Raw genomic sequence first — 24,373 nt, 5'->3', positions numbered from 1 at the left:
AGCTGCCGACGTGACGGCCCCAGGTGATAGCGGATCGTTAGACTGCCAGGCCGTCCGGCCGATGGCCTGGTGCGGCGAGCCGGCATCGTCGGATCGCGAGCGCGTGGCGCAGCTGTACGCCGCGGCACTTTCATGGTTTCATTGAGTGCAACGATCCCGTCATTTGCATCCCATGTGAGTCAGGCTGCCGCCGTGCTCTGGCCGGCCCTCGTGTTCTCTTGGATCCATCCAGGTAGGAGTCTTGACATGGATGATGAATTGCCGCAGAGTCAGCGCTATTCGATCCGAGCGGTACAGCGCGTGTGTGACATCTTTGATCTGATTCAGGAGGAGCCTGAAGGGCTCACGCTCAGGCAGTTGGCTGACGGGGCGAAGTTTCCACTGAGCTCTACCTATCGCTTCCTATGTACCCTGCTCGAACGTCGCTACGTGTTAAAGGATCCGGCGACTGGACTTTTCCGGATCGGTCCCGCGTTTCTCCCGGCACAGGATGACCGCCTGATTGCCCTCAGTGATCGGCTTCGGCCGCACATGACCCGTCTGCGCGATCAGTTCGAGGAGACGGTGAATCTGGGCGTGCTCGTCGGCTGCCATGTCTCGTATGTCGAGGTCGTCGAGAGTCCACACAGTGTTCGGCAGGCCGCCCGGGTCGGAGATCGTGACGAGCTGCATTGCACGGCGCTGGGCAAGGTCATCGGCGCTAGCCTGCATGCGGACGAGGTCCAGGCCATCTTGCAACTGGAAGGGCTGCCGCGCCGTACGCCGCGGACCATCACCACCGAGGAGGATTACGGCGCCGAATTGGAGAAGGTCCGCGTGCAGGGCTACGCGCTGGACGATTGTGAGAACGATGACGACGGTCGATGCGTCGCCGTTGCCTTGCGCGGAGTGACGCCGCATGCGGCGATCAGCATCTCCGCGCCCGCGTCGCGCTTCGCCCTCGACGACGTGCCGGAGTATGCCGAGGCGTTACAAGCAACCGTTCAATCCTTCACGGAGAGGAAGAGCCAGTAGCCGCGATGGCTCAGGATATGGGTGTCGATCACAGCCTTCGGGTGGTGTTGGGAGGACATGGTGGATCCGTCGGAGCGTCAGCTGGTGATTGTCACGGGAGCTGGCAGCGGAATAGGACGTGTGACTGCCGAGCGCCTCGCGGTGGCTGGCTATACGTGTGTGATAGCGGGGCGTCGCGCAAAGCTCCTCGACGAGACGGCGGAGTTGATGGTGAGCTGGGGCGGCTGTGCCGTGCCGGTGGCGGCGGACGTGACAACGGAGGAGGGGCGGGGCGCGATACTGCAGGCCGTTGACGAGCGCAGCGAACCACTCTGGGGGCTAGTCAACAACGCCGGCGAGTCGAACCTTGCACCCCTGCTGGATCAGAACCTGCAGAAGTGGCGCGACAACTTCGCGCTGAACGTTGAGGCTGCCGCCTTTCTGTCGTTCGAAGCTATGCGGCGCATGTCCAACGCTGACGGTGGTGCCATCGTGAACATCTCGTCCGTGTACGGCAGTGTTGCCCTCAACAGTGAGTTCTACGGGTCACGGTTGCCTGCCGAGACGCCGGACGGGCCTGTGCGGGGTGTGTCCTATGCGGCGTCGAAGGGCGCGCTGCGGATGCTGTCTCGGGAACTGGCCGTGGCCGGGGCAAAGATGGGCGTGCGGGTGAACACCGTCTCTCCCGGGATGATCGATGTCGGGTGGGTCACGCCCGAGGAGGCCAAGGCTCTTGCTGAGGCGACGCCGCTGGGCCGTCTGGGGAGGCCCGATGAGATCGCCGGCGTGGTGAACTTCTTGCTCTCTTACGAAGCCAGCTTCATCACCGGCGCTGAAATCGTCGTAGACGGCGGCTGGACGGCGTGGTGAACCTGATGGCTCCGTGTACATTGACCATTTCCGGCCAAGTCAGATCAATACTGACTTATTAGCGGACTCGGGCGCATTCGGGCAGTGGCCGCGCGGAACTAAGGCCCCTCAAAGCAGGCTGTGGCGACCTTGGGAAGCCCGAACCAGTCGCGCCAGATAGGCGACAACCAGGCTAACTCCCAAGGCCGCCACTGCGGCTTGCCCATCCCCAGGTTGATGGATATCACCGTAGACCTCTTCGCCCCATTCATCAACCTGCAATGTCAAGAGAGGAGATTTGAGCCGCCTCCAGGGCGGTGAAGCCGGCTGTGGAACGGTTAGGCCTCTGATCTATGTTGCTTGCCCGCAACATCATCGACCACGGGATATCCGTAGTCCGCTTTCGGCGAGTCTTTGAAACCCCATGTTTCAGGCCGCCGAGCGGTGGTCCGTACCTGTATGCCCTTCAGCGAAGAAATCTGATCTAGATGAACGAGCACCGTCGCCCAGAAGATCACCCAGGAGTACGGTGTGAACACCATGAGTGCAGGGGAGCGCCGTCAGCAGATTGCTCGAACCGCCGCCGAGCTCTTTGAGCAGCGCGGCTATTACCGTAGCGGCGTCGACGACATCGCCGAAGCCGTCGGGGTTGCAAAGCCGACGCTGTATCACTACCTCGGTAGCAAGGCAGACATCGTGGCCATCATCCACGAGGACGTCGTCGGGCGCCTCGCGGCTCGTCTCGAACACGACACGGCAAGGAAGGCCGATCCGCGCGTTGCGTTGAGGGAGTTCGCGGCCGGCACCCTGGAGGTGTTGGAAACCAAGACGGGCTTTCTGCGAGTGGCCTATGAGAATCAACTCGAGTTGCCCAAAACGGTTCGCGGAGAGGCCCAGCGCAAGCGCGATCGTATCGAGGAGCTTGTGCAAGTCCAGATCGAGGAAGGAATCCGCCGCGGGATATTCCGTGAGACCAACTCGCGACTGGCGGCGCTCTTTTTTCTCGGCATGATCAACTGGAGTTACCATTGGTACCGGCCGGGAGAAGAATTCTCCCCAGGCGAGGTCTGTGAGCACGTCATGAGTATCTTTCTCGACGGCGTCGCGGTCCGAGTGTAGAACTCGGCCCCTGTCCTCGTGGTCTGCTGAATAACAAAAATCAACTCGGGGCAGCAGATTGACGGACCGGCCCCTAGAGACCCAGACAGACGCTAGGGGCCGATTTGTGTGCAGACCGATCATCTGGACTATCCGGACTCCGTGTCCTCGTGACGGGTGCGGACGGATTCATCGGCAGCCACCTCGTCGATCGCCTGCTCGACGAGGCGGCGCGGGTGCGGGCCTTCTGTGTTTACAACTCGAACGGCTCCTATGGGTGGCTTGACGAATTCGAGCCGGAGCGGCTGTTCGACGTCGACCTCCAGCTCGGCGACATTCGTGATCCCCGTTCCGTACGGCGGGCGGTACGTGATGTCGATGTGGTGTTTCATCTGGCCGCGCTGGTAGCCATTCCGTACAGCTACCAGGCTCCCGAGTCGTTCGTGGACACCAACATCACCGGAACGCTGAACGTGTTGGAAGCCGTGCGTGAGGCGGGCGCGGTGCGCGTGGTGCATACCTCAACCAGCGAGGTCTACGGGACACCGGAGTCGGTGCCGATCACCGAAGGACACCCCATCCAAGCGCAGTCGCCGTACTCGGCATCGAAGATCGCAGCCGATCAGTTGTGCCAGGCCTACGCCCGCTCTTTTCGGATAGACGTTGTCACGCTGCGGCCCTTCAACACCTACGGTCCTCGTCAGTCGGCCCGGGCCGTCATCCCGGCCATCCTGGGGCAGTTGCTGGCCGGCGCCGAAGAAGTTCGCCTGGGTAGCTTGTGGCCGCGCCGGGACCTGACGTTCGTCACCGACACAGTTGATGGCTTTGTGCGGATGGCGACGTCCGACCTGGCACCCGGGTCGCTTATCCAGTTGGGCACCGGGCACGCGGTGTCGATCGGTGAGCTGTTCGACCTTTGTTGCGAGGTGACAGCCCGACGGGCGCGGGTGGTGACCGACAGGGAACGGCTACGTCCCGCCGAGAGCGAGGTCCAGGTGCTGCTCTCCGAGCCGAGCCAGGCCAAAGAAGAGCTCGGCTGGCAGGCGAGTTGCAGCCTGCGCGACGGCCTCGCCGAGACCGCCCGTTGGCTGGAACCGCGCATCGATCCCGAGCGCGCTGTGAGGTATCAGCGATGATCCCGCTCGCGGAACCGACACTGAGCGGCAATGAAGGCCGTTACCTCCAAGAATGCATTGACAGCGGCTACGTATCGTCCGTCGGCCCGTTCGTCGAGCGGTTCGAGCGCGGCTTCGCCGCCGTTGTCGGCTCGCGGCACGCCATTGCCTGCGCCAGCGGCACCGCGGCGTTGCATGTGGCGCTGCGCCTGGCTGGTGCGCACGTCGGCCGCATGGTGGCGGTGTCCGACTTCACCTTCATCGCATCGGCGAACGCCGTCGCCTACACCGGTGCGGACCTGCTCCTGGTCGACAGCGAGCCCCGCACGTGGAACATGAACACCGAGCTCTTGCGCGACGAGGTGGTGCGTCGCGCTCACCACGGAAGGCCGATCCCGGACATCATCGAGGTAGTCCACGTACTCGGCCACCCGGTGGACATGGAGCCGCTTCTGGAGCTGCGGGACAGCTACTGGATCGAGATCGTGGAAGATGCCGCGGAATCGCTGGGCGCGTCATGGACGGCGGGGGAGCTGGCTGGGTCCCAGGTAGGCACGGCGGGAAAGCTGGGGTGCTTCTCGTTCAACGGGAACAAGCTCATCACCAGTGGTGGCGGCGGCATGATCACCACCGACGACGACGCCATGGCGGCCGAGGCGCGGCATCTGATCAACCAGGCCAAGATGGCCGGACCCGGCTACATCCACGACACTGTCGGGTACAACTACCGGCTGTCGAACCTGGCCGCGGCAATCGGTACGGCTCAGGTCGAGTGCCTGGCCGAGCGGCTACGCGCAAAATGGGCTATCGCGGCGCGCTACGCCGAGGCATTGCGGTGGTTGCCCCTGACCCTGGCGCCGCATGCGGAGTGGGCCCATCCGTCCTACTGGCTGTACTCGGTGCTGATCGACGACGCCGGCATCGACCCGGACGGCGTCGTCGAAGCCGCGCGAAGCGACGGAGTCCAGTTGCGCCGGCTGTGGCCGCCGCTGCATCGGCAGCGGCCCTATCGCCGGGTGGATCGGATCGGCGGGGAAATCGCCGACGACATCTACCGGCGCGGGGTATCTCTCCCCAGCTCGGCTCATCTCAGCGAGGGCGATCAGAAGGCGGTCACGGCGTCGCTCGCGGCCCACATTGGCAGCAGCCGCGGCCACCGCGACACAGCGTGACCACCGCCCAACTCGGGTGACCAAGTGATCGCACGCTGGGAGGGGCCAAGGTGAACGTGCACCTGTCGTTGAGACGTTGCCGGGTGTCAGTGCCTGCTGACCGGCGCCGAGGGTTGGCTAGCGCCGAACCTATGCGTGGGCGGCATGCAAAGGTCCGCGCCGGCCAGCCCTCGACGCGGGACTCGCGCCGCTCGCCCCTGATACGCCGGGGGAGGTGAGGCAAGCGAGCGGCGCGATCAGACCGGGTCAGTCTTCCTCGGATCCGACAGCATCACTGTCCAGCTGGATCTCATCCGGATGTGGCGTGATCTCGCTCGCGATCTCGATCAGCCGCTTGCCGACCACGGCCAATTGCCGTTTGGTCAGGCGGAAAGCGGGTGCGCTGATGCTGATGGCGGCCGGCATTCGAGTACCCGCCAGTGGCGCGGCGACGCAACGGCCGTCGATGTCATTCTCGCCGTTGTCTATCGCGTAGCCGACCTTACGAACGCGGTCAAGTTCGCTCAGATAGTCGTCGACCGATGTGATGGCGTTCTTGGTGACTTTCTCCATGCCGGCCTGTTCGAGCAGTTCACGCACGCGCGCTTCAGGCAGCTCTGCCGCTATCGCCTTGCCGAGCGCCGTGGTGTGGAGGGGTGCTTGATGACCCGGCGTTGCGGACAGCCGCACCGCGCTGGGGCTCTCGACCACGTTGACATAGAGCACAGCGTGATTGTCAAGCAGTCCGAGGTTGGCGGTCTCGCCCAGCTCCTGGCTCATGGTTACCAGCCACGGGCGGGCGCGCTCGCGGAGGACTTCGAGCCTTCGAGACTGCAGTCCCGCGAAGCCAAGCCCCAGCCGGTATGCGCCGCCCTTGCCGTCCCGCTCCACGTACCGTTGCCGCTCGAGCGTCCACATGTAGCGGAACGCGGACGGCTTGGCCAGCCCGGTCGCCTCGACGATCTGGTTCAGCGAGACGCCGTCGACCTCTCGTTGCAGCATGTTCAGGATCGAGCACACACGTACAACGGAGCGCTGCGTGTAGTCGCGGCCGTGTGCCGCCGTCTGTTCCTCTGGTGTTTCGTTGTCTGCCGTGGGGTCCGGACCATCTTCGGGGGAGTGTTCGCTCATCTCCGTTACCTTCGTGAATTGGTTCCTGGCCTCGGCGCTCATGACAGTCCTTTCTGTGTTGCAGGCTCCGCCCTGCTCTGCCGGAGGCGCTGTGCGGCAGAGCACCCGTTTCGAACGTTGAATCTAGCGTTTGAAGTCTAGCGGGTACGGTGGCGCCTACCCAGGGGCCAATCCACCCTTTTTATGGTCGTTCTATTTGCTTATACAACGACCCATGCAAATTGGAGCAAGGTGGGAGAAAACCACGCCTAGCGGCCCCTTGACGCGGTCGCAAGGTCTGGTTAACTAGATCTGTCTAGCGGATGATCGGTTTTGGCTCGCGGAACAGCATATGCAGCATGTTCATTGATTCTCCAAGGGAGCGAGACGATGGATCCTGGTTCGCATCGACATGAACGGTCCGAAAAGCTGGGCCGTCGCGCCGCCGCGAGAACGCCGGGAGGAGTCCATTCGAATGTCCGCCTGGCTGGACCACGCGTGTACTTCTCGCATGCCAAGGGTGCCCGGGTGTTCGGCGTCGACGGGGAAGACTACGTCGACTATCTGCTGGGGCAGGGGCCGGCATTCCTGGGCCATGCGCCGGACGCCGTGCTGGACGCCGTTGACCAGGCATCACGTCGTGGACTGGTGTTCGGGGGACAACACGAGCTGGAGATCGAGGCATCCGAAGCGGTGTGCGAGGCCTTGGGGTGGCCGGACATGGTGCGTTTCGGTGTATCGGGCACGGAGTCCGTTCAAGCTGCGCTCCGGCTGGCCCGTGCCGCCACGGGACGCACCAGGGTGATCCGGTTCGAAGGGCATTACCACGGCTGGCTGGACAATGTCCTCACCCAGCCCGGTGAGAACGGGGTATGGGGTGCCGCCAGTGCCGGGCAACTGGACAGTCACCTGGAGGACTTCATAGTCCTGCCATGGAATGACGCCGACGCCGTGGCCACTGCTCTGGAGCGCAAGGGAGATCAGATCGCGGCTGTACTGATGGAGCCCGTCATGGTGAATGCCGGCGTCATCGAACCACTGCCCGGCTACCTGGAACGCATCCGCGAGCTGTGCACCGCTCGAGGCGTGGTGCTGATCTTTGACGAGGTGATCTCCGGATTCCGGTTCGGGCTCAGCGGCGCCGCGGGTTGGTTCGGCGTCACTCCGGACCTCGCCACCTACGGTAAGGCGATGGCAGGTGGCTGGCCGGTGTCAGCTCTCGCCGGCCGCGCGGAGCTGATGGAGAGGTTCGGCACCGGAGAGGTCAACCACTCCGGAACGTTCAACGGTTCGGTCATGGCCATGGCCGCCACCAAGGCCACGCTCGAATGCCTTCGGAAGGACCCTCCCTACGATTCGATCGAAGAGCACGGCACGGCCTTGATCGAGGGGATCAAAGAGATCGCCACGGCGCATGGATTGCCTCTGCATGTCCAGGGCTTTCCGGTCGCCTTCCACGTCTCCTTCGGCGAGGCCGAGGTGACGGACTACCGCAGTCTTCAGCAACTTGACCTGATGTCGTATGCGCGCTTCGCGCAGGCACTGGTGGAGCACGGTGTTCTCGTGGCTGCTCGCGGCGTCTGGTACGTGTCCGCGTCTCACGGTCGCGAGGAGCTCAGCCTGGCACTGGGACGAATATCCCGGGCCATGTCCGAATGGGTGTGAGTCGTCGTTCATGGCTCGCGAGATGTTGGCTCGCGGGTCGCACTTGGCTTGCGGTCCGGATTCACGATGTACGTGCCCTTGGCGGGCAAGGTGACTACTAACCCCCGCTCGCGGAGTTCATCGGTGGCTCGTCGCACGGTTCCGACGGAGACGTCATGTTGAGCCGCGAACTCTTCTTCACCCGGCAAGCGTGAGCCTGGAACCAGATCTCCCGTTTCGATGTACGAAGCGACGTGATCGGCAAGTTTCATGTAAAGGTACCCAGGCTCGTCCGCATGAGGGTCGAACTTGGGGATGACCATTACAGCAATGTAGGCCTGCGCTGACCTCTACAGACAGCTAGAATACGGCGCTGCGCGCTATACCGCGGTAGCCCGGGGCAGCATGCTGCGGTGCACGGCCGGACGCGCTGACAGGCTACGGGGCCCGGGTCCTGGCCCAACGGCGCCGTACGAGTCAGTCGTTAGTTTCGACGTAGGTGCCGCGGCCCTGGACCACTCGCACCTTCTTCTCCTGGCGGAGCTCCTTGATCGCGCGACGCACGGTGATCCGGGAGACGCCGTAGGAGCTGGCCAGATCCGATTCGCTTGGCAGCTTGTCTCCTGGGCGCAGCGCGCCGGAATCTATCTCGGCGAGGATGTCCTCGGCGACCTGCCGCCACAGCAGCATAGGGCCGGAATGGTCGATTCGGTTTGAGCGGTCATCTATTGGCACAAGGCAACATTAAACGCCCTGTGACCTGCAAAAACATACCAAGACGGCATGTAAGGTACTAAGACGTCTGGTTGTGACCAGCGGGTTCGCAGTTTCAAGATCAATGATCTCTCGGGCGTGTCCTGCTCGGTGACAGTGCGGAAGCGAGCCGGTGGCGTCGTCGTACACCCCCGTCGAGCGTCGGTCACCTGACGTGTCTGGCGGGCAACGCGCCGACATTGCCAGGTCTGGCATCGAAGGCTCCCGGGTGCTGTTACGCTGGAGGCCCGTGGGAATCGAGCGAACAAAACACGTCTTCGTCACCGGAGGCGTAGCCTCCTCCCTTGGAAAAGGCCTCACCGCCTCTTCCCTCGGAAACCTGCTTACGGCGCGCGGCTTACGTGTGACGATGCAGAAACTGGATCCGTATCTCAACGTCGATCCCGGGACCATGAACCCGTTCCAGCACGGTGAGGTCTTCGTCACCGAGGACGGTGCCGAGACCGATCTCGACATCGGGCATTACGAGCGCTTCCTCGACCGTGACCTCAACCGCAGCGCCAACGTCACCACCGGACAGGTGTACTCAGACGTGATCGCCAAGGAGCGACGCGGCGAGTATCTCGGCGACACCGTGCAAGTCATTCCGCACATCACCAACGAGATCAAGGAACGCATGCTCGCCATGGGCGGGCCAGGTGTCGACGTCGTGATACACGAGGTCGGCGGCACCGTTGGCGACATCGAGTCGTTGCCGTTCCTCGAGGCGGCGCGGCAGGTCCGGCACGACGTCGGCCGCGACCGTTGCCTGTTCCTGCACGTGTCTCTGGTGCCGTACCTGGCACCGTCGGGTGAGCTGAAGACCAAGCCCACGCAGCATTCGGTGGCGGCGTTGCGTCAGGTCGGTATCACCCCTGATGCGATCGTGTGCCGCTCCGATCGTCCGATCCCGGTCAGTGTCAAGCAGAAGATCTCGCTGATGTGCGACGTCGACGAGGACGCCGTGGTGGCTGCGGTCGATGCCCCCTCGATCTACGACATCCCCAAGGTGCTGCACTCCGAAGGCCTCGACGCCTACCTGGTTCGCCGACTCGGGCTGGCCTTCCGCGATGTGGACTGGACCGCGTGGGAAGAACTGCTGCGCCGGGTGCACCACCCGAAACACGAGATCACCGTCGCCTTGGTCGGAAAATACATCGGGCTGCCCGATGCCTATTTGTCGGTGACCGAGGCGCTGCGCGCCGGCGGTTTCGCCGAGGACGCGCGGGTGAACATCCGCTGGGTCCCCTCCGACGAGTGCGAAACCGCCGACGGTGCCGTGGCGCACCTGGCTGACGTGGACGCCATCTGTGTCCCCGGCGGGTTCGGCATTCGCGGAATCGATGGCAAGGTCGGCGCCATTCGGTACGGTCGCGAGCACGGCATCCCGCTGCTCGGACTCTGCCTCGGCCTGCAGTGCATGGTGATCGAGTACGCACGCAACGTCGCTGGTCTCCACGGTGCCAGTTCCACCGAGTTCGATCCGGAAAGTCCCGCGCCGGTGATCGCCACCATGGCCGATCAGAAGGACATCGTCGCCGGCGCCGGCGACTTGGGCGGCACCATGCGCCTCGGTTCCTATCCGGCAGTGCTCGGTGCGGGGACCGTGGTGCGTGAGCTGTACGGTGACGAGCGCGTCACCGAACGGCACCGCCATCGCTACGAGGTGAACAACGACTACCGCGAGAAGCTCGCCGGTGCGGGCCTGGTCGTCTCCGGCACCTCGCCCGGCGGTCAGCTCGTAGAGTTCGTTGAGCTGCCAGCCGAGACGCACCCGTTCTTCGTCGGCACCCAGGCGCATCCGGAGCTCAAGTCGCGTCCCACCCGCTCGCACCCGCTGTTCAGGGGTCTCGTGGCGGCTGCGGTGCAGCGGCAGCAGGAGACCCGGCTGCCGGTGGACGTCGACTAACCTGAGTGTGGGTTCCGGCCTTTCTGAGCTTCGTGGCCTCAAGTAACGTTTCACGGCGTCGAAACCGGTGTAAGCGTTACGCCAGGCCACGAAGCTAGGTGATAGATCCGGGCGAAGGTTGTCCACAGAAGCGGCGCCCCATTCCGGGGAAGCTGTCCACAACCGGGTTGCATGCCCTGTCGCACCGTGGTCCTGACCGTCGATCATGACGGAATGGCCCACCGGCTGACCAGAATCCCCGGCGACGTCGAGCGCCTGCTGCATGCAGGGCACGGCGTGCTCACCGTGGGCGAGGCCGAGCGCGCTGGCGTCACCCGGCCGCGCATCCAGCGGCTGGTGCGGGCCGAGTTGCTCATCCGGCTGGCCAAAGGTGTTTACGCGGACCGAGCGCGCTACGAAGCCTTGGACTTGTGGCCAGCATTCGCACTTCGGTCACGCGCCTTCACCCTGGCCTGCGGGCCGTACGCTGTCGCCGCGGGCTGGTCGGCGGTGGCCATTCACGATCTGCCGACCATCGGCGCGCCTCCCGAGCGCCCGCTGGTTGTTGTCCCGGTGGGTTCCGGATCCGCGAAGAGTTCCTTGTGCGGGGATGTCCGCGCGATCAGCATTCCCGCTGAGCATCGCACGGCGGTAGACGGCTGCCCGGTCCTGTCCATGGCTCGAACGGCGGTGGACATCGGCCGCGGCGCGCCGCGTGATGAGGCGCTGGTGGTCGCCGACGCTGTCATGGCCGGCGGAACAACCGTCAACGAACTACGGGCAGTACTGATGGCGGAGAGGTCCTGGCCCGGTAGCCGGGACGCGTTGTGGGTGATCGAGCATGCCGACCCTTTTGCGGAGTCGGCACTGGAAACCCTGGGTCGGCTGACATTCATCGAAGGGGATCTGCCGGTGCCGATCTCCAACGCGTGGGTCGACCTCGAGGCGGCGCGTTATCGGCCGGACCACCTGCTCGACGACTTGTGGCTGATCTTCGAGGGCGATGGTGGGCTCAAGTACAACGGCCGGCTAGATGCCGCCGTCGTCATCGAGCGTCAGCGCGAGCGTGAGTGGCAGCTGCGTCAGCACGGGTTCGAAATCTCCCGCTACGGCTGGCGGATGGCACGCCACCATCGGCCGGAGCTGGCCGACCGATTCCGGAGCGTGATCGCGACCACTCCACGGCGCGCGCACCCCTACCGGTGGTACCGAGAGATCCAGACATACCGCCAGGTGTCGTGACTCGTCGGCGCATCACCTCCGCGCTTCGTGGCGTCATGTAACGTTTCGCAGCCCGGAATGAGGTCCAGGCGTTACGTGAGGCCACGAAGCTCGGGAGGCATGTGCCGGCGCCCGCCAGGTCGCCCGCCACGCCAATGTCAGTAGGCACGTGGATTCCGGCCGAAACCAGGAGGCGTCTACGCTCCTCAGCGCCTGCCCAGGACCGTTTCGGATGTGTAAGAGGATGTCCCGCCAGTGTGGCGAAGCAGAGCTCAGGGTGGACCTCGATCACCGGACGGTCGCTCCTCGATCGCCGAGATGTGTCCTTTCGCGCCCGCCAAGCGTGGCCCGGACGCCAGGAGGCCGGCTTCCATCTGTCCCCGTCGTGACCTACACTGAATCAGAAGTAGGGAGAGTGATTCAGGTGACTGCTGCCACCATGTCTTCGGGTTCGCGGATCGAGCGTGCCCGCGAGCGGCTTGGCATGTCTCAGCGTGCTTTGGCGGGTCGGGCCGGGCTTAGCCAGGCCACTCTGTCGCGCATCGAATCCGGTGAACGCACTCCGAAGATGAACGAGATCGTTCTCATCGCCGCCGCCCTTGGCTGTGCGGTCTCCGAGATCTCCGAGCGCTCTGCGGTGCGTGACCGGGTTGTCTGCTTCGCCCGCGCAGAGAATGGCAGCGACATGAGCGGTCTGCGCGGCGAGCTCGTGCATTTACTCGAGCTTGATGCCTACTTGGACGAGTACGGCATCAGCTGACGTGCCCGCCTACGAAGAGGAGGCGCGGACGGCAGCCGAGACGTTCCGGGAGGAGAACGGCCTCGGCATCGCGCCGATCGCAGACATCGTCGCCCTGATCGAGCAGACGCAGGATGTTGACGTCACCGTAGTCGGTGTCGACGATTCGAACGAGCACGGACTCACGATGGTTGACCCCGTCCGCGGGGCGACCATCGTGGCGGTCGCTAGCTCCCACAACCCAATGCGCTGGCGAAGCACCCTCGCCCATGAACTCGGACACCTGATCTTCAGAGACCAAAGCAACGGTAAGCCCGGGGCCCTATCCGTCGGCTCCGTCGTCGAGAGGCGTGCGCAGTCCTTTGCGCGCCACATGCTCATCCCTCTCGCAGGCGTTCGACATTTCCTCGAACGGCTCAACGAGCCGCTGGAGATGAAGGCATTCTCAGACCTGGTGCAGCGTTTCCAGGTGTCGCCAGCGGTTGCCGCGATCCAATTGCGCGATTTGGGTGCCATCAACACGCCGCGATACACCGCATGGTCCGATATCCACACGCCAACGCTGTCGGCCCGTTTCGGCTGGGCCGACCAGTACACAAGTCTTCAAGCAGAATCAAACCAGCGCCGGGCGCCGCAACGACTGCTAGCTCGCGTCATAACCGGCTACGTCGCCGGGCTTGTTTCCCTCGAAACCGTCGCCTCTGTGCGTGGTGTAGCCCCACAGGATATTGCCGCCGAGCTCGACGAGGCCGGGATCAAACCCACCGCCCGCATGGACGAGGCTGACGAAGACGACCTCCTCGCCGGAGCCGATCCCGACGTCGATCTCTCCTGGCTGGAGGACATATGAGCGCTGGACCGGACGCGATCATCGACGCCGGCCCCGTGCTCACCTTCCTCGCGCGCAAGGACACCACCAGAATCCTCTACGCAGGGCTCGGCTCCGCAGGTCTACTTGCCCCCGAGCAGGTCGAGCGTGAAGTCATCCGCAAAAGCCGCCAGGAGAGCCGGCGGTTCGGCACTGTGGAGGCGACCTGGAAGAAGATCGTCGACGCGAACCGGCTGACAGTTCTACCCGACGACGAAACCGCAGAACTGGCTGCCGCGGTTCAGCGACTCTGCCTCATGCCGATGAGCGAGCGGATGCGCCAACAGGAGGATCTAGGCGAAATGCTGGTGATCGCACATGCCGCCGTTCGAGCAGAAGCCGGCACGGACATCGCAGTGCTGATCCAGGAGCGCGCCGGCACCGCAATGGCTCAGAACGAGGCCCGCCGCATCAACGGTCTCGAAGCCGCCGGTCGCCTACGAGTGTGGAACACCCAGACCATCCTGCTGCGCGCAGCCGGCAGCACACACCTACCCGACAGGGCAAGAATGAAGACGGTCTACGAAAACATGCGGTCTCTTGACTCCGCCTTGCCACCGATCAGTGAGACCAATCTGCTCACGGCTGCGATCTGGGAGAGAACAAATGCCGCCCAGCAGTAGCTTGGCGTCTTGAGTCCCGGTTGAGCCCACGGGAGCGAGCTGCTCTTTCAGCGCAGTCTGCAGAATCGGAGGTGAAGTTGGCTGCTCACCACGCCGTGGCGAGCCATACTACGACTGCGGCAACCGCGATGAGGGTGACGTTGAGGCCGGTGTCCTTGGCTTCGCCCCGGGACAGGTGCAGCCCGGTCGCGAGCACCTGGAGCACGACGAAGCCGGCCGCAGCCACTACCGCGAGGAAGGGCGCGACGCCGGTCAGTGGTGGCAGTACCAGTCCGATGACACCGAGAATCTCGACGGCGCCGATAGCCCGGACTACCCGCATCGGGATGGTGTCGACCCAGCTCATCATCGGGGCGAGCTGTTCTTTGCTCTGCACGACCTTCTTCCCACCCGCGTAGAGGTAGAAGGCCCCAAGCAGTCCGGCAACGATCCAGTAGGTGATCTCCACGCCAAGCCTCCAATAGTTACGACTTGTTAGTGAGTACATGATGGGTAACTATTGAAGGGCTTACAAAAGGCACATCGGTGTGCGTAACGAACAAGGGATGGCGATGTCGAAGTACCAGAAGACGTGCCTGATTCGCGGCGACGGCGGCCGGGCGATCCGCGGCATCCTGGACCGCATCGCCGACAAATGGACGCTCCTGGTGGTCGCGACGCTGGACGGCGAGAGTCTGCGGTTCACCGAACTCCAGCAGCGCATCCCGGGAATCTCCCAGCGCATGCTCACGCGAACGGTTCGGCATCTAGAACGGGACGGGTTGGTCGAGCGCACGGTGTTCGCCGAGGTCCCGCCACGGGTGGAGTACGCGCTTACCCCGATGGGGCAAACCTTGATCGAGCCCGCGGTGACGCTCGCCGAGTGGGCCGTCGACCACAACGCCGACATCGAGGCCAGCCAAGCGAGCTACGACTCAGAGAACTCCTGACTACACGCCTCGCGCCCGTGTCTCTGGAGCCTCGTGGCCTCGCGTAACGTTTCGCGGCGCGGAAACGGGTCGAAGCGTTACCTGAGGCCACGAAGTGAGCGAGGCTAGGCTGACGTGGCGGCGGATTCCCGTGCTTGGGCCTGTGCCTGCTCGGAGAGGCGCTGGGTGACGGCCGCCAGCGCGTCGTCGTCGGGATTCGAGAGACCGACCAGGGCGCGAAGGTAGAGCCCGTCGCCGGCGAGGCGGACGATTTCGGCGACCACCGGATCGGCGATGCGTCGCCGCAGGAGCTCCTCCCACCGGGCGAAGATATCGGCGACGAGGCGGCGAGCTTCCTGGCTGGCGACGTCGTTGGTGCGCAGCGAGGCGACCAGGGACCACATCAGGGCAGCGTCGGAGCTTCCTGGCACGGACGCTCGCAGGTAGTAGGCAACGATGTCGTCGCTCTTCTCGGCGTCGGCGAACTCGGACTCGGCGTCCCGGCACATGCGCTCGACGAAGGCGTCGAGCATGGCTTCTTTGGTGGCGAAGTGATAGAGGAGACCGCCTTTGGATACGCCGGCGGCTTCGGCCACAGACTCGAGTGTGACCGCGGAAAGGCCCTCGCGGGTCAGGATCTCTTGGAGGGCGTCCAGGATTCGGTCACGCGCGGACGGTCGTGGCATGCGTGTTAGTATACCGTCTGGACGGTTCAGTTACGAATCCGTCCGGGCGGTAGTACAAGCGTGACGGTGGCGGGCCCGGCGCTTATCGGACATGGGAGATGACGTGTCGGTCGGGTCTGTCGAGAGACTGCCGGAACAGCGCGCCGGGCGCCGGGAGTGGACTGCGCTGGGCGTGCTGTTGCTGCCTGTACTACTAATTTCCGTCGACGCCACGGTGTTGAGCTTCGCAGTTCCGCATCTGAGCGAAGGGCTTGCGCCCAGCGGCAACCAACTGCTGTGGATCGTCGACATCTACTCGTTCATGCTGGCCGGTCTCCTGGTCACCATGGGCACGCTGGGGGACCGCATCGGCCGTCGCCGGCTGCTGCTCATCGGCGCCGTCGGATTCGGATTCGCCTCCGCGGTCGCGGCGTACTCGACGTCGCCGGAGATGCTCATCTTCGCCCGTGCCCTGCTCGGATTCGCCGGCGCGACGCTGATGCCGTCCACACTTTCGCTGCTGCGCAACATCTTCCTCGATCAGCGGCAGCGGACGCTGGCCATCGCGATCTGGGCGACGATGTTCTCCGTCGGCTCGGCGGCGGGGCCGGTGATCGGCGGCTGGTTGCTCGAGCATTTCTGGTGGGGCTCGGTCTTCCTGATCAACCTGCCGGTGATGGTAGTGCTGCTGTGCCTGACCCCGTTCCTGGTTCCGGAATCGCGGGACCCGAACCCGGGGCGCTACGACCTCATGAGCGCCGGATTGTCGCTGGTGGCCATGTTGTCGGCGGTGTACGGGATCAAGACCATGGCGTCGCATGGATTCAGCATCACGGCGCTGGCGGCTCTCGTGGCGGGGATCGGCTTCGGCGTGGCGTTCGTGCGCCGGCAGCGCGTCTTGACCAATCCGCTATTGGACCTGGAACTGTTCGCCAACCGTGGGTTCAGCGTGTCCGTCGTCACGAACATGCTGACGATGATCGCCTTCATCGGCGCGCTGTTCTTCATCACCCAGTACCTGCAGATCGTGGTCGGGCTCAGCCCGATGCGGGCCGCCCTGGTGCTGGTGCCCGGGCTGACGTTGGCCATCTTCACCGGGTTGTTCGTCGTCCGGCTCATGCGCCGCTTCAGCATCGGGCCACTGATCTTCGCGGCGCTGATGATCGTCGCGTCCGGGTACGCGCTGATGACCCAGCTTCCCACCGGATCCGACGCCGGCGGCTGGCTGCTGGCTGTCGGCTTTACCCTGGTGGGCGCCGGCGTCGGCGCGTCGAACACCATCACCAACAACACGATCATGACGGCCGTGCGCCCGGAGAAGGCGGGCGCGGCGTCGGCGATCTCGGAGACGGCCTACGAAGTGGGCGCAGCGATGGGCACGGCCATCCTCGGCACCATTGTCACCACGCTCTACGCCTCCGGACTGGCCAACGTGCCTGGAGTGTCGGACAACCTGATGCATGAGGCACGACAGACCCTGGGCGGCGCGTTGCACGTCTCGGGCGACCTGAGCGGCGAGGTCGGGTCGGCTCTCAAGGCGGCGGCCGACGTGTCGTTCACTTCGGCTGTGCACACGACCAGCCTGATTGGGGCGCTGCTGGTGGCTTACGCGGCGACGCAAGCGCTTGTTGTGCTGCGCCGGCGTCGCCGTAGCGTGCCGGCCGCGTAGCGCGGCCGCGCGGACCATAGTTGCCAGGCCGGCGGCGCCCCCCTCACCGCGCCGCCGCCGGTCTGGCTTTGCATCACCTGCTGCTTGTCAACCTCGACGTCGCTTGCGCGAATTGTCACCGTCGAGCCGTCAGCCCTCCTGTCTCGATCCGAATTGACACATCCACCTACGCCCGGGGGTCTGCCGCGGTTGGCGCGCAGGTGAAGCGAAAGCGCCATCAGCAGCGCCAGCGCCAGCGCTGTGCGGATGCGTTTTCATCGCTTGCCTTTCTTCTCGAAGTTGCTGGACAGCTACCTAAAGAAATATGAATTTCATTATTGATATCAAATTCGACAGCTGGACGCAACGGTCCATCACGGTGCGCCGCGGCAGGACGCGGTAGCTTCTTCGTCCAGCCGCGGACAACTCAAGCGGTGATCGACAGCGGAACCGACGCTCATACGCGACGACATGTTGGGGCGAGCGAGTTGGTGCTGCGGCCGAAGATCACGATCTGCGGGTGCAGGATTGGTGGCCGCACATCAGGGCTGGACCTACGCGGATCGGAGATGAAGAATGTTCTCAATTAACCCTTGCGGGCGGGGGTCCCATGGCGGGCTGGGAGATTGTCATGACTGATGAGGTCATGCTGTCCATGGGCGAGTTCTTTGAGATCGACGAGGAGGAGATAGGGCTACTTAACGAGCGTGTCCTGGGGAATGGAGCGTCCCGGCTGAGGGACGACTCCTAGCTGCTACACGCTGGATCGTCGATTCTGCGCGTCCTCCGTGGCTAAGGCGGAGTTGATTTGACGCGTTGATATCGTGGCTGGTGATTGGGCGATGTTCCCCAGCCAACCGGGGATGATCCGTTGCGCGGCTCGATTGAGGCGGCCCGAGTTGTGCTCTCCCCGCGGATGCGGGGGTGATCCGCTGTATTGCGACAGGCCTGCGCCGCCATGGTTGTGGTCCCCGCGTCTACGGGGATGAGCCGTCTCGTACTTGTCTCGGTCCGACGGCGTGCGGGTACTCGAGCGGCAGGCGAGCCGCTAGAACCGGACGGTCAGTTCGACGGTCACGTTGTCACCGGCTGAGAGGCCGTGGGGTTCTCGCACGGCGTTCTTCAGCGGCAGCAAGTAGGCGCCATCCTTGGGGAAAAGCGATGTCTCGAAGACGACCTCACCGATCCGGGACCGGACAGGGATCACGCCCCAGCCGTAGGTGGCGATCGCGGCCACGTCGCGGATGTCGGCGGACTCTGCGTCCGGCACGGGGACGAAGTAGTACGGCGGCGGTCCACGCCATTCGATCACTTGACCGGTGAAGGTGAACTCCATGTGGTCAACCGGCATGCCGCGATCATACGGGCGGTCTGTCTACCAGATGAGCGTCCCTCGCCCGACCTGCTATGCGAGGGGGCGCCACCAGAGATTGCCTTCTTCGGTGGAGATGACGATGCGGCCGTTGATGGCGCCTACCGCCTGTGCGCCGGTGGGTGCTTGGTCGAGGGTGGTCCATGGTGCTCGGCCTTCGCCTTCGGCGGGGCGGTAGATGATGCGGCCTCGGTCGGTGAGAGCGAAGAGGGTATTCCACCAGGCTTCGAGGGAGATGACGCCGTCGGCGTCATCGACGGGTCGCCATTCGTCGTCGATGAGCGCGGGTGTTCGGGCCCAGAGTGTGCCGTCGGCGACGGCGAACACTTCGGAGAACATGCAGCCCATGTCGACGGGGTTGGTGGGTGCTTTGGCGACGGAGTGCCACGGGCTCGGTGTTGTGATGCCGTGGCGGAAGAACATGCCGTCGTGTTCGTGTAGTGCCAGGAGCCGTCCGCTGCTGAACTCGGTGGCGGCGATGGCGAGCATTCCGTCGGCGTCGCCGATGTCGCGCCACTTGATGTTCTGCGGGGTGGCGTCGCGGCAGTAGAGGCGCCCGTCATTGCCGATGGCGAAGAGCTGGTGTTCGAAGGTGGTGATTGACGCTAGTGGTGGTGCATCGCCGATGAGGTCCCACGTGTTGGCCGGGATCCGCTGGCTGAGGCGGGTGATGACGTTACGGGTGATTTGTGGAACCGCGCCGGCCGTTGCCGCTGCTGTCGCCGCTGTGCCGTCGTCGTCGTTCGAGGTGGGTTGCAGGCCGTTGGCCCAGTCGGTGGTAGCGGCGGTGAAGACGGTTCCGTTGCGGCGGAAGATACCCATGGTGGCGTATCCGCCGAGGCCGTGGCCGCGCCAGGAGGTGAGGTCGGCGTGCGCGAGGATGGTGAAGTTTTCTGGGGTTCCGTCGCGGTGGGTGGCTCTGGGTATGCCGTCGTCGGTGATGGTGTATTCGGCGGCGTCGGTTTCGTAGCCGACGACGTTTTCGCCGCGGCCGAAGGTGTTGTCGTCGGCGAGCTGTACGTCGTCGAAGACCCAGTGCTCGGGGAAGCACACCTCATAGGCGGCATCTTCGCGGCGAGCGCCCAGACTAGTGCGGCCGAGAAACATGTCACCGACGGAGTAGACCGCGCCGTGGCGGGTGCTGACGCCGGCCATCGAGTTCGGGGGCCGGTCCACGGGTGCTGACCACCATTCGGTAGTGACGCGTTCGTTGTCGATGCCCATGAGGGGGTCCAGAACTGGGCTTCGGTAGCAGATGACCTGGCGGTCGTGGTCGTCGAAGCGGATTTGCCACATGCAGACATTGCCACTGAAGAAGGCGACGTTGCCGCCGTTGGCGATGAAGTCTTCGACGTTGTCCCGCATTTCTTTCGACCAGTACTCGTCGTGGCCGACGGACAGCAGAAGCTGGTAGCGAGACAGCAGCTCGGGATCGTTGTGCAGGTCCACGCTGGTGCAGCAGTCGACGGCGAGGCCCTCGGCTTCGGCCCAGGCCAGGAAGCGTCCCTCCCAGCGTTCAAAATACGATGCCCAATCGGGGTTGGGGCGTTGAGACGACACGATGTGGGCGCGCTCCGGCGGATTGTCGCTGTACGGGCGTTCTTGGCCGTCGTCGGCGGGTGGGGCGGGGAATCCGTCGTAGAGACTCTTGCCAAGCATGTCTTTCGCCAGCGGTGACCAGCCGTTGTAAGCCTCATAGGTGCTCACCGCGACAGACAGCAGCACCGGGCCGATGGGGGTGGGCGTCTTGACGACGAAGAACAGCCGGGTGGTTGCGCCGCTGGTGGCTGTGAGGTCGGCAGTGTAGACGCCGCTCGACCAGCTATGGGGGATGGCAAGTGTGATCAATGCCGGCCACTGGCAGCCATTCTCGTGCGCATCGATGGGAGTGGCATGCTCACCGCACCGGGCCGTGACGCGGTGAACCACCTCGGGTGACGGCACCCGCCTGATCTCAATGTCGACGTCGCCGCCGCCGCGAAGGTTGGCGTGGAAGCCAACTGTCTCGCCCGGAAACACCGACCGTTCCGAACAGTAGCCCTCGATCGTCATCAGAACACCACTTTCGAATCAGAAGTCACGGGTGTCGCCATGTGCGCATCGCGAGTCCGGTTCAACTGGTGTGCAGGAATGTCGTCCTCGCGGCAAAGGCGCGACGGCCCGTTTGCAGATCGCGAAACGGCCGAATGTCACTCAATGAAATAGATAGTTCACCGTAACATGTTCTGGTGGGTAGTGGAAAGCGTATCGACGGCCGTCAGTGCGGGTCAGGGCGTCGTCGTCTGAGCGACTAGATGCCGATGTGCCGGCGATGTTGGTTGCCGAATCCCAGGGTGGTGATAAGCATCCATGAAAGGTTCCCGGGGGGAGGTGCATCACGGCTACCCGTGGCGCGCACCGGACTGGCGGATGATCACCGCGGCGCGGTGGCTTCGAGTTGCCGGTGGACAAGCTTCGTGGCCTCACGTAACGGAAAGGTGTGGTTTCCGGCGGCAAACCGTTACAGCAGGCCACGAAGCTGGCCCAACCAGCCGCCCTTCCTCGGTGATCGTCGCCGGATTGTTGTTGCTGACGTCTCGCAAACGCCCAGGTGGGCTCCGGCGGATACAGCCATGAAGCGCTCTCGATCACCAGTGAATTCGGAGTCCGGACCGGGGCAGCTCAGATGATCGGATGGCCTACTGCTGGCTATGGTCAGCCACGAGCTACTAGGTAGCGCAGAGCTGGAACGACAGACCCTGCGATGTTGTCAGCTCTTACTCCGTACTCACGGGTCGCCGATGTCAAACCCTCGATCTGCCTGAGAGCATCCCTGGCGTTATGAACGTCGTGTCGTGCGTGGGCCAAGGCGCCTCGGAGTATGTGGTGCATTCGAAGGGTGCCGGGCCGGATCAGGGCGCAACGAGGCTCGGACAACTCCAGGATTTGAGCGAGCAGGTCGACCGCGCCCGGGGCTTTGTCGAGGGAAGCGTACGTGGCGATACCCATGTTGTTCAACTGACTAACGACTTCGTCTGCGAAGACCTCTCGTGGCTGGGCGAGACTGTCGAGCGCTCGTACCTGGAGGGCGGCAGCGCCAAAGTCGTGCAGGCGCGTGAGTGCCTCACCAAGTAGCCCCACTAGCTGTATTTGCTGCTGAAACGGGATACGTGGGTGCAGTGCCGACCGTGCGCGTGCGGCCGCCTCAGCGTCGTTCTCACCAGTCGTCAACAGATCGTTGATCGCTTGCATTTCCGATAGGAGATGTGCCTCCTCCGTCGTCGGCGCATGGGTAGCCAACCCAGCTGCAACGTTAATGAGCCGGTCAAGTTCGAGCGAGCTTTCCGTTATAGCCAGCTGCTGGAGTAGCGATTCGTAGCTGCGTGCCACTGTGCCGAGTTCCGTCTTGCCCTGATTCCGTTCGCCGGTGAGCGCGCGTTCGAGCGCCAAGATCCCGGAGTTTGCGATCACCACCAGTTCAGGCAGCGGTGCATTGAGGGCGGTTCTGGCGTCGAGTAATTGCAGAGTGGTTTTGGTGACCGCGATATCTGGGTGGACCTCCGGAAAATGCTTGGCTAACACTGAAATCTGGGCCAGCTGGTATTCGAGTGCCGATGCTGCCTCTTCGTGGCGCCCTTGGGACCTGTAGGCAAGTGCCAGGTTGCCGGCGAGGGTTGCCGATTGAAACGATGCGAGCTCCTCCTGTTTGGCGTGACGAGCGATGCTCGCCGCATGTGGGGCTATTGCGAGCACATGGTTGAACCGCTCATTGTCGATGAAGTGCTTCAACCATTGATCGACGTGGTAGGCGGCACGGGCGATGAGACTGGTCACTCCTACCTGGCCGACCTCACGGTTCAGGCGCGAACGAAGGACGAGCTGCGTGATTGTGTTTACCGAGATACAATCCGACATGTACGGCTGATAGCCGTCGACGACAGCGCGAGCGCGCCGCTGTAGGAGCGATCGTCTCCGGAGGAGCCTGATCATGTCATTGCTGTCAGTGTCGACGCCAATAATCTCCGTCGGCCCTTCATGGCCTGCCTCGACCATGTCTTCTGGCTTCACGCACGTCGCGGCCAGAAGGAGTTTCAGAGGGATATCGTTCTCCGCAAAGAACGAGGAAACGTAGATAGTGGCGCGTGCCAGGACCGGGATCCGTCCGTCTCCGCCTGTGACGCCGTCGGCGAGGCCGTCGACAGCAAGGAAGATGGCGTCCGCCAAGGTGCGTGGGTAGCCTTCCGGGATCACCAGGTTGTCATCAACAACTCTGGGGAGGAGTCGCCGGAGGTACTGATCGGTTGCTTGTGCCAGCGGCATTTGCGCGCCGTTGATGTACGCGGCCGCCATGGCGAGCGCGAGCGGCCAATGACCCAGGTGGCTCGCCATGCGGGCGAGCGGTTCTTCGTGTCCTTTCGCTGAAGGAAGAAATCGGGCCAGGAGATCCGCGGATTCCGCTGGTGTCAACGGCTCAATGTCGGCGCCGTCTCTTCCGGACCAAGACGTGCTGTCGAGGGTTGTGACCAGGATGTCCCCGTCGCCGAACTGTGGCAGCCACGATTCCACCACGGCCGTGTCGACCGCGTTGTCGATGATCAAGAGCCATCGACCGACGTGCTGTGAGAGCAACGATGAAACCACGTCGGGGGTCAACGGCCGTGCCCCATCGTCCCGACGTGAAAGCGACTCAGCGAGGATCGAGAACGACGCCCGTAGCGAGTCGGCATCCTCACCGTTGATCCACGCCATGAACGCATACTGATCGTGATTCGCGTACGCGTACTCTGCAGCGATCGAGGATTTCCCGATACCCGAAGGACCCCTCAGCACGAATCGAGCCGGCCGCCGCGACGCGCCTTGACGTGCAAGCCCACGACGGATCTGCTCCCACCGCTCTGGACGGGGCAGAAGTGGCAGCGCTGGCCACGATCCGATCGTGTTTCCCCAGTCGTATTCGCCCAAGGCCGCCGCGACCTCCTGCGGGCTTGTATTTAGCCATTGGGTCACTTCGTTTCGCGTAATCCGGCTGCTTGAAATTCCGGCAGCGCTCTGAAAGACCTTGTCCACCAGATATCCAGTAAGGAGCGCAGAAGAATCCGGTCCGGTGCCGAGCCGCTGTGCCGCACGCACTGCTCGGACCTTCGCGCTGACGGACTGCCGATATAGGCTCGTCGTTCCCTCAACAAGCGTGATCCGGCACCTGTGTAGCCGGTTGAGTTCCTCTGCGGTCAGGTCGTCGAGGAGGTCGCTCGACTCTGGCACTGCGGTCCGGAGGGATACCGCGTCTTCGAGTGCCGAACGGGCAACTCGGCCTGACCTCGAGAGCGGGCGATTTGTGATGAGCTCGTAGCGCTCAGCAGAACCGGCCGCGCAGAGCTTCACGAGTTCACGAAGTGCTTCGTTTGCGCCGAGAGGGCGGGCGGAATCCGGGTCTTCAACCGATTTGACTTGTATGTGGACCCGGCCTTCCGAGCCGTGTTCACCGAGCGAGAGATCGATGCTTTGCTGCGCGTCAGGAGGTGTTGCCCCCTGGCTACTGCGCTCGACGTAGAGCGTATGGAAGCCGTTCCTAGAGGTGTCAAGCATCCCGAGGAGACGCTCAACGGTGACGAGGTACTGGAAATGGAAACCTCGAGCTGCGGACTGGCCACCATCGACTCGACTCATTCGGCCCCGCGCTTTCCTTGAGGACATCCCGCCAGCTCGATTGTTTCACCTCCCCCTGCTTGGATGCCGTCTTTAGTGAGAT

General features: G+C 63.8%; 22 protein-coding genes and 1 pseudogene. 13 read left to right on the top strand and 10 right to left on the bottom strand.

All coding sequences use genetic code 11. From position 1 onward, the window contains the following. Window positions 1-141: 141 nt before the first annotated feature. The 5 genes from F7O44_RS06140 (at window position 142) to F7O44_RS06120 (ending at window position 5,227) form a co-directional block, all read left to right on the top strand. A complete protein-coding gene (locus F7O44_RS06140; RefSeq protein ID WP_222851111.1) occupies window positions 142-1,014 on the top strand; it encodes an IclR family transcriptional regulator in 873 nt (290 codons plus the stop codon). Window positions 1,015-1,035: 21 nt separating this feature from the next. Further along, window positions 1,036-1,863: an SDR family oxidoreductase gene (locus F7O44_RS06135; RefSeq protein ID WP_162449197.1), complete on the top strand. Its 828-nt coding sequence runs from the start codon at window positions 1,036-1,038 to the stop codon at window positions 1,861-1,863. 519 nt (window positions 1,864-2,382) lie between these two features. Further along, window positions 2,383-2,961, top strand: coding sequence for a TetR/AcrR family transcriptional regulator (locus F7O44_RS06130; RefSeq protein WP_246220838.1), 579 nt, complete (start codon window positions 2,383-2,385; stop codon window positions 2,959-2,961). Window positions 2,962-3,110: 149 nt separating this feature from the next. Then, window positions 3,111-4,076 (top strand): SDR family NAD(P)-dependent oxidoreductase, encoded by a 966-nt coding sequence (locus tag F7O44_RS06125; RefSeq protein ID WP_222851110.1) that lies wholly within the window; start codon window positions 3,111-3,113, stop codon window positions 4,074-4,076. Then, entirely contained in the window at window positions 4,073-5,227 is a 1,155-nt protein-coding gene (locus tag F7O44_RS06120) for a DegT/DnrJ/EryC1/StrS family aminotransferase (protein WP_162449194.1), read from the top strand. The genes F7O44_RS06125 and F7O44_RS06120 overlap by 4 nt, the downstream gene beginning before the upstream one ends. A gap of 246 nt (window positions 5,228-5,473) precedes the next feature. Here F7O44_RS06120 and F7O44_RS06115 read toward each other — a convergent pair whose 3' ends face one another. Beyond that, window positions 5,474-6,337 carry an IclR family transcriptional regulator gene (locus F7O44_RS06115; RefSeq protein WP_162449193.1) on the bottom strand — a complete coding sequence of 288 codons (864 nt, stop codon included), beginning with the start codon at window positions 6,335-6,337 and terminating at the stop codon, window positions 5,474-5,476. A 477-nt stretch (window positions 6,338-6,814) separates the two neighbouring features. On the opposite strand from F7O44_RS06115, the gene F7O44_RS06110 reads away from it, so the two are divergent. Next, window positions 6,815-7,981, top strand: coding sequence for an aspartate aminotransferase family protein (locus F7O44_RS06110; protein WP_222851109.1), 1,167 nt, complete (start codon window positions 6,815-6,817; stop codon window positions 7,979-7,981). 8 nt (window positions 7,982-7,989) lie between these two features. On the opposite strand, the gene F7O44_RS06105 is transcribed toward F7O44_RS06110, so the two are convergent. Both F7O44_RS06105 and F7O44_RS06100 read right to left on the bottom strand, forming a co-directional pair. Continuing rightward, a complete protein-coding gene (locus F7O44_RS06105) occupies window positions 7,990-8,283 on the bottom strand; it encodes a winged helix-turn-helix domain-containing protein (protein WP_162449191.1) in 294 nt (97 codons plus the stop codon). Window positions 8,284-8,437: 154 nt separating this feature from the next. Beyond that, window positions 8,438-8,650: a GntR family transcriptional regulator gene (locus tag F7O44_RS06100; protein WP_162449190.1), complete on the bottom strand. Its 213-nt coding sequence runs from the start codon at window positions 8,648-8,650 to the stop codon at window positions 8,438-8,440. A 313-nt stretch (window positions 8,651-8,963) separates the two neighbouring features. On the opposite strand from F7O44_RS06100, the gene pyrG reads away from it, so the two are divergent. Both pyrG and F7O44_RS06090 read left to right on the top strand, forming a co-directional pair. Beyond that, entirely contained in the window at window positions 8,964-10,622 is a 1,659-nt protein-coding gene (pyrG, locus tag F7O44_RS06095) for a CTP synthase (protein WP_162449189.1), read from the top strand. 171 nt (window positions 10,623-10,793) lie between these two features. Further along, window positions 10,794-11,843, top strand: a complete 1,050-nt coding sequence (locus F7O44_RS06090; RefSeq protein ID WP_162449188.1) for a type IV toxin-antitoxin system AbiEi family antitoxin domain-containing protein — start codon at window positions 10,794-10,796, stop codon at window positions 11,841-11,843. Window positions 11,844-12,003: 160 nt separating this feature from the next. Here the strand turns inward: F7O44_RS06090 and F7O44_RS32270 are convergent. Continuing rightward, window positions 12,004-12,156: pseudogene (locus F7O44_RS32270) on the bottom strand (DUF429 domain-containing protein); the annotation flags it as partial. Window positions 12,157-12,246: 90 nt separating this feature from the next. Here F7O44_RS32270 and F7O44_RS06080 point away from each other — a divergent pair. Continuing rightward, window positions 12,247-12,582, top strand: coding sequence for a helix-turn-helix domain-containing protein (locus tag F7O44_RS06080; RefSeq protein ID WP_222851108.1), 336 nt, complete (start codon window positions 12,247-12,249; stop codon window positions 12,580-12,582). Here the strand turns inward: F7O44_RS06080 and F7O44_RS30070 are convergent. After that, the gene (locus tag F7O44_RS30070) at window positions 12,575-12,739 is read right to left on the bottom strand and encodes a hypothetical protein (RefSeq protein ID WP_246220640.1); all 165 of its coding nucleotides are present in this window, start codon (window positions 12,737-12,739) and stop codon (window positions 12,575-12,577) included. The two genes, F7O44_RS06080 and F7O44_RS30070, sit on opposite strands and share 8 nt — an antisense overlap. Window positions 12,740-12,748: 9 nt before the next feature. Between F7O44_RS30070 and F7O44_RS06075 the strand changes: the two genes are divergently transcribed. Beyond that, window positions 12,749-13,411: an ImmA/IrrE family metallo-endopeptidase gene (locus F7O44_RS06075; protein WP_246220639.1), complete on the top strand. Its 663-nt coding sequence runs from the start codon at window positions 12,749-12,751 to the stop codon at window positions 13,409-13,411. After that, window positions 13,408-14,052 carry a PIN domain-containing protein gene (locus F7O44_RS06070; RefSeq protein ID WP_162449185.1) on the top strand — a complete coding sequence of 215 codons (645 nt, stop codon included), beginning with the start codon at window positions 13,408-13,410 and terminating at the stop codon, window positions 14,050-14,052. The genes F7O44_RS06075 and F7O44_RS06070 overlap by 4 nt, the downstream gene beginning before the upstream one ends. Before the next feature lie 85 nt (window positions 14,053-14,137). Here the strand turns inward: F7O44_RS06070 and F7O44_RS06065 are convergent, their stop codons facing one another. Further along, the gene (locus F7O44_RS06065; protein WP_162449184.1) at window positions 14,138-14,500 is read right to left on the bottom strand and encodes a DoxX family protein; all 363 of its coding nucleotides are present in this window, start codon (window positions 14,498-14,500) and stop codon (window positions 14,138-14,140) included. 103 nt (window positions 14,501-14,603) lie between these two features. Here F7O44_RS06065 and F7O44_RS06060 point away from each other — a divergent pair, with 103 nt between their 5' ends. After that, on the top strand, window positions 14,604-14,981 hold the full coding sequence (locus tag F7O44_RS06060) for a winged helix-turn-helix transcriptional regulator (protein ID WP_162449183.1): 378 nt from the start codon (window positions 14,604-14,606) through the stop codon (window positions 14,979-14,981). A gap of 104 nt (window positions 14,982-15,085) precedes the next feature. Here the strand turns inward: F7O44_RS06060 and F7O44_RS06055 are convergent, their stop codons facing one another. Further along, the gene (locus F7O44_RS06055) at window positions 15,086-15,646 is read right to left on the bottom strand and encodes a TetR/AcrR family transcriptional regulator (RefSeq protein ID WP_162449182.1); all 561 of its coding nucleotides are present in this window, start codon (window positions 15,644-15,646) and stop codon (window positions 15,086-15,088) included. A gap of 103 nt (window positions 15,647-15,749) precedes the next feature. Here F7O44_RS06055 and F7O44_RS06050 point away from each other — a divergent pair, with 103 nt between their 5' ends. Next, window positions 15,750-17,294 (top strand): MFS transporter, encoded by a 1,545-nt coding sequence (locus F7O44_RS06050; RefSeq protein ID WP_222851106.1) that lies wholly within the window; start codon window positions 15,750-15,752, stop codon window positions 17,292-17,294. A 1,027-nt stretch (window positions 17,295-18,321) separates the two neighbouring features. Here F7O44_RS06050 and F7O44_RS06045 read toward each other — a convergent pair. From F7O44_RS06045 to F7O44_RS06035, 3 genes are all read right to left on the bottom strand, one after another. Further along, entirely contained in the window at window positions 18,322-18,609 is a 288-nt protein-coding gene (locus F7O44_RS06045; protein ID WP_162449389.1) for a DUF1905 domain-containing protein, read from the bottom strand. 69 nt (window positions 18,610-18,678) lie between these two features. Beyond that, complete coding sequence (locus F7O44_RS06040) at window positions 18,679-20,697, bottom strand: N,N-dimethylformamidase beta subunit family domain-containing protein (RefSeq protein WP_162449180.1); 2,019 nt, start codon at window positions 20,695-20,697, stop codon at window positions 18,679-18,681. A gap of 642 nt (window positions 20,698-21,339) precedes the next feature. Then, window positions 21,340-24,210, bottom strand: a complete 2,871-nt coding sequence (locus tag F7O44_RS06035) for a hypothetical protein (protein ID WP_162449179.1) — start codon at window positions 24,208-24,210, stop codon at window positions 21,340-21,342. Between the last annotated feature and the right edge of the window lie 163 nt (window positions 24,211-24,373).

Origin of the sequence: Phytoactinopolyspora mesophila, from assembly GCF_010122465.1 — a bacterium.
Taxonomy (GTDB): domain Bacteria; phylum Actinomycetota; class Actinomycetes; order Jiangellales; family Jiangellaceae; genus Phytoactinopolyspora; species Phytoactinopolyspora mesophila.
This window is presented reverse-complemented; position numbering and strand designations above follow the sequence as displayed.

Excerpts from the sequence above, each read along its gene's own strand:
- F7O44_RS06130 (WP_246220838.1), top strand. The coding sequence starts at position 2,383 with ATGAGTGCAGGGGAGCGCCGTCAGCAGATTGCTCGAACCGCCGCCGAG.
- F7O44_RS06120 (WP_162449194.1), top strand. The coding sequence starts at position 4,073 with ATGATCCCGCTCGCGGAACCGACACTGAGCGGCAATGAAGGCCGTTAC.
- F7O44_RS06115 (WP_162449193.1), bottom strand. The coding sequence starts at position 6,337 with ATGAGCGAACACTCCCCCGAAGATGGTCCGGACCCCACGGCAGACAAC.
- F7O44_RS06105 (WP_162449191.1), bottom strand. The coding sequence starts at position 8,283 with ATGGTCATCCCCAAGTTCGACCCTCATGCGGACGAGCCTGGGTACCTT.
- F7O44_RS06100 (WP_162449190.1), bottom strand. The coding sequence starts at position 8,650 with ATGCTGCTGTGGCGGCAGGTCGCCGAGGACATCCTCGCCGAGATAGAT.
- F7O44_RS06090 (WP_162449188.1), top strand. The coding sequence starts at position 10,794 with ATGCCCTGTCGCACCGTGGTCCTGACCGTCGATCATGACGGAATGGCC.
- F7O44_RS06075 (WP_246220639.1), top strand. The coding sequence starts at position 12,749 with ATGGTTGACCCCGTCCGCGGGGCGACCATCGTGGCGGTCGCTAGCTCC.
- F7O44_RS06070 (WP_162449185.1), top strand. The coding sequence starts at position 13,408 with ATGAGCGCTGGACCGGACGCGATCATCGACGCCGGCCCCGTGCTCACC.
- F7O44_RS06060 (WP_162449183.1), top strand. The coding sequence starts at position 14,604 with ATGTCGAAGTACCAGAAGACGTGCCTGATTCGCGGCGACGGCGGCCGG.
- F7O44_RS06055 (WP_162449182.1), bottom strand. The coding sequence starts at position 15,646 with ATGCCACGACCGTCCGCGCGTGACCGAATCCTGGACGCCCTCCAAGAG.
- F7O44_RS06045 (WP_162449389.1), bottom strand. The coding sequence starts at position 18,609 with ATGGAGTTCACCTTCACCGGTCAAGTGATCGAATGGCGTGGACCGCCG.
- F7O44_RS06040 (WP_162449180.1), bottom strand. The coding sequence starts at position 20,697 with ATGACGATCGAGGGCTACTGTTCGGAACGGTCGGTGTTTCCGGGCGAG.
- F7O44_RS06035 (WP_162449179.1), bottom strand. The coding sequence starts at position 24,210 with ATGCTTGACACCTCTAGGAACGGCTTCCATACGCTCTACGTCGAGCGC.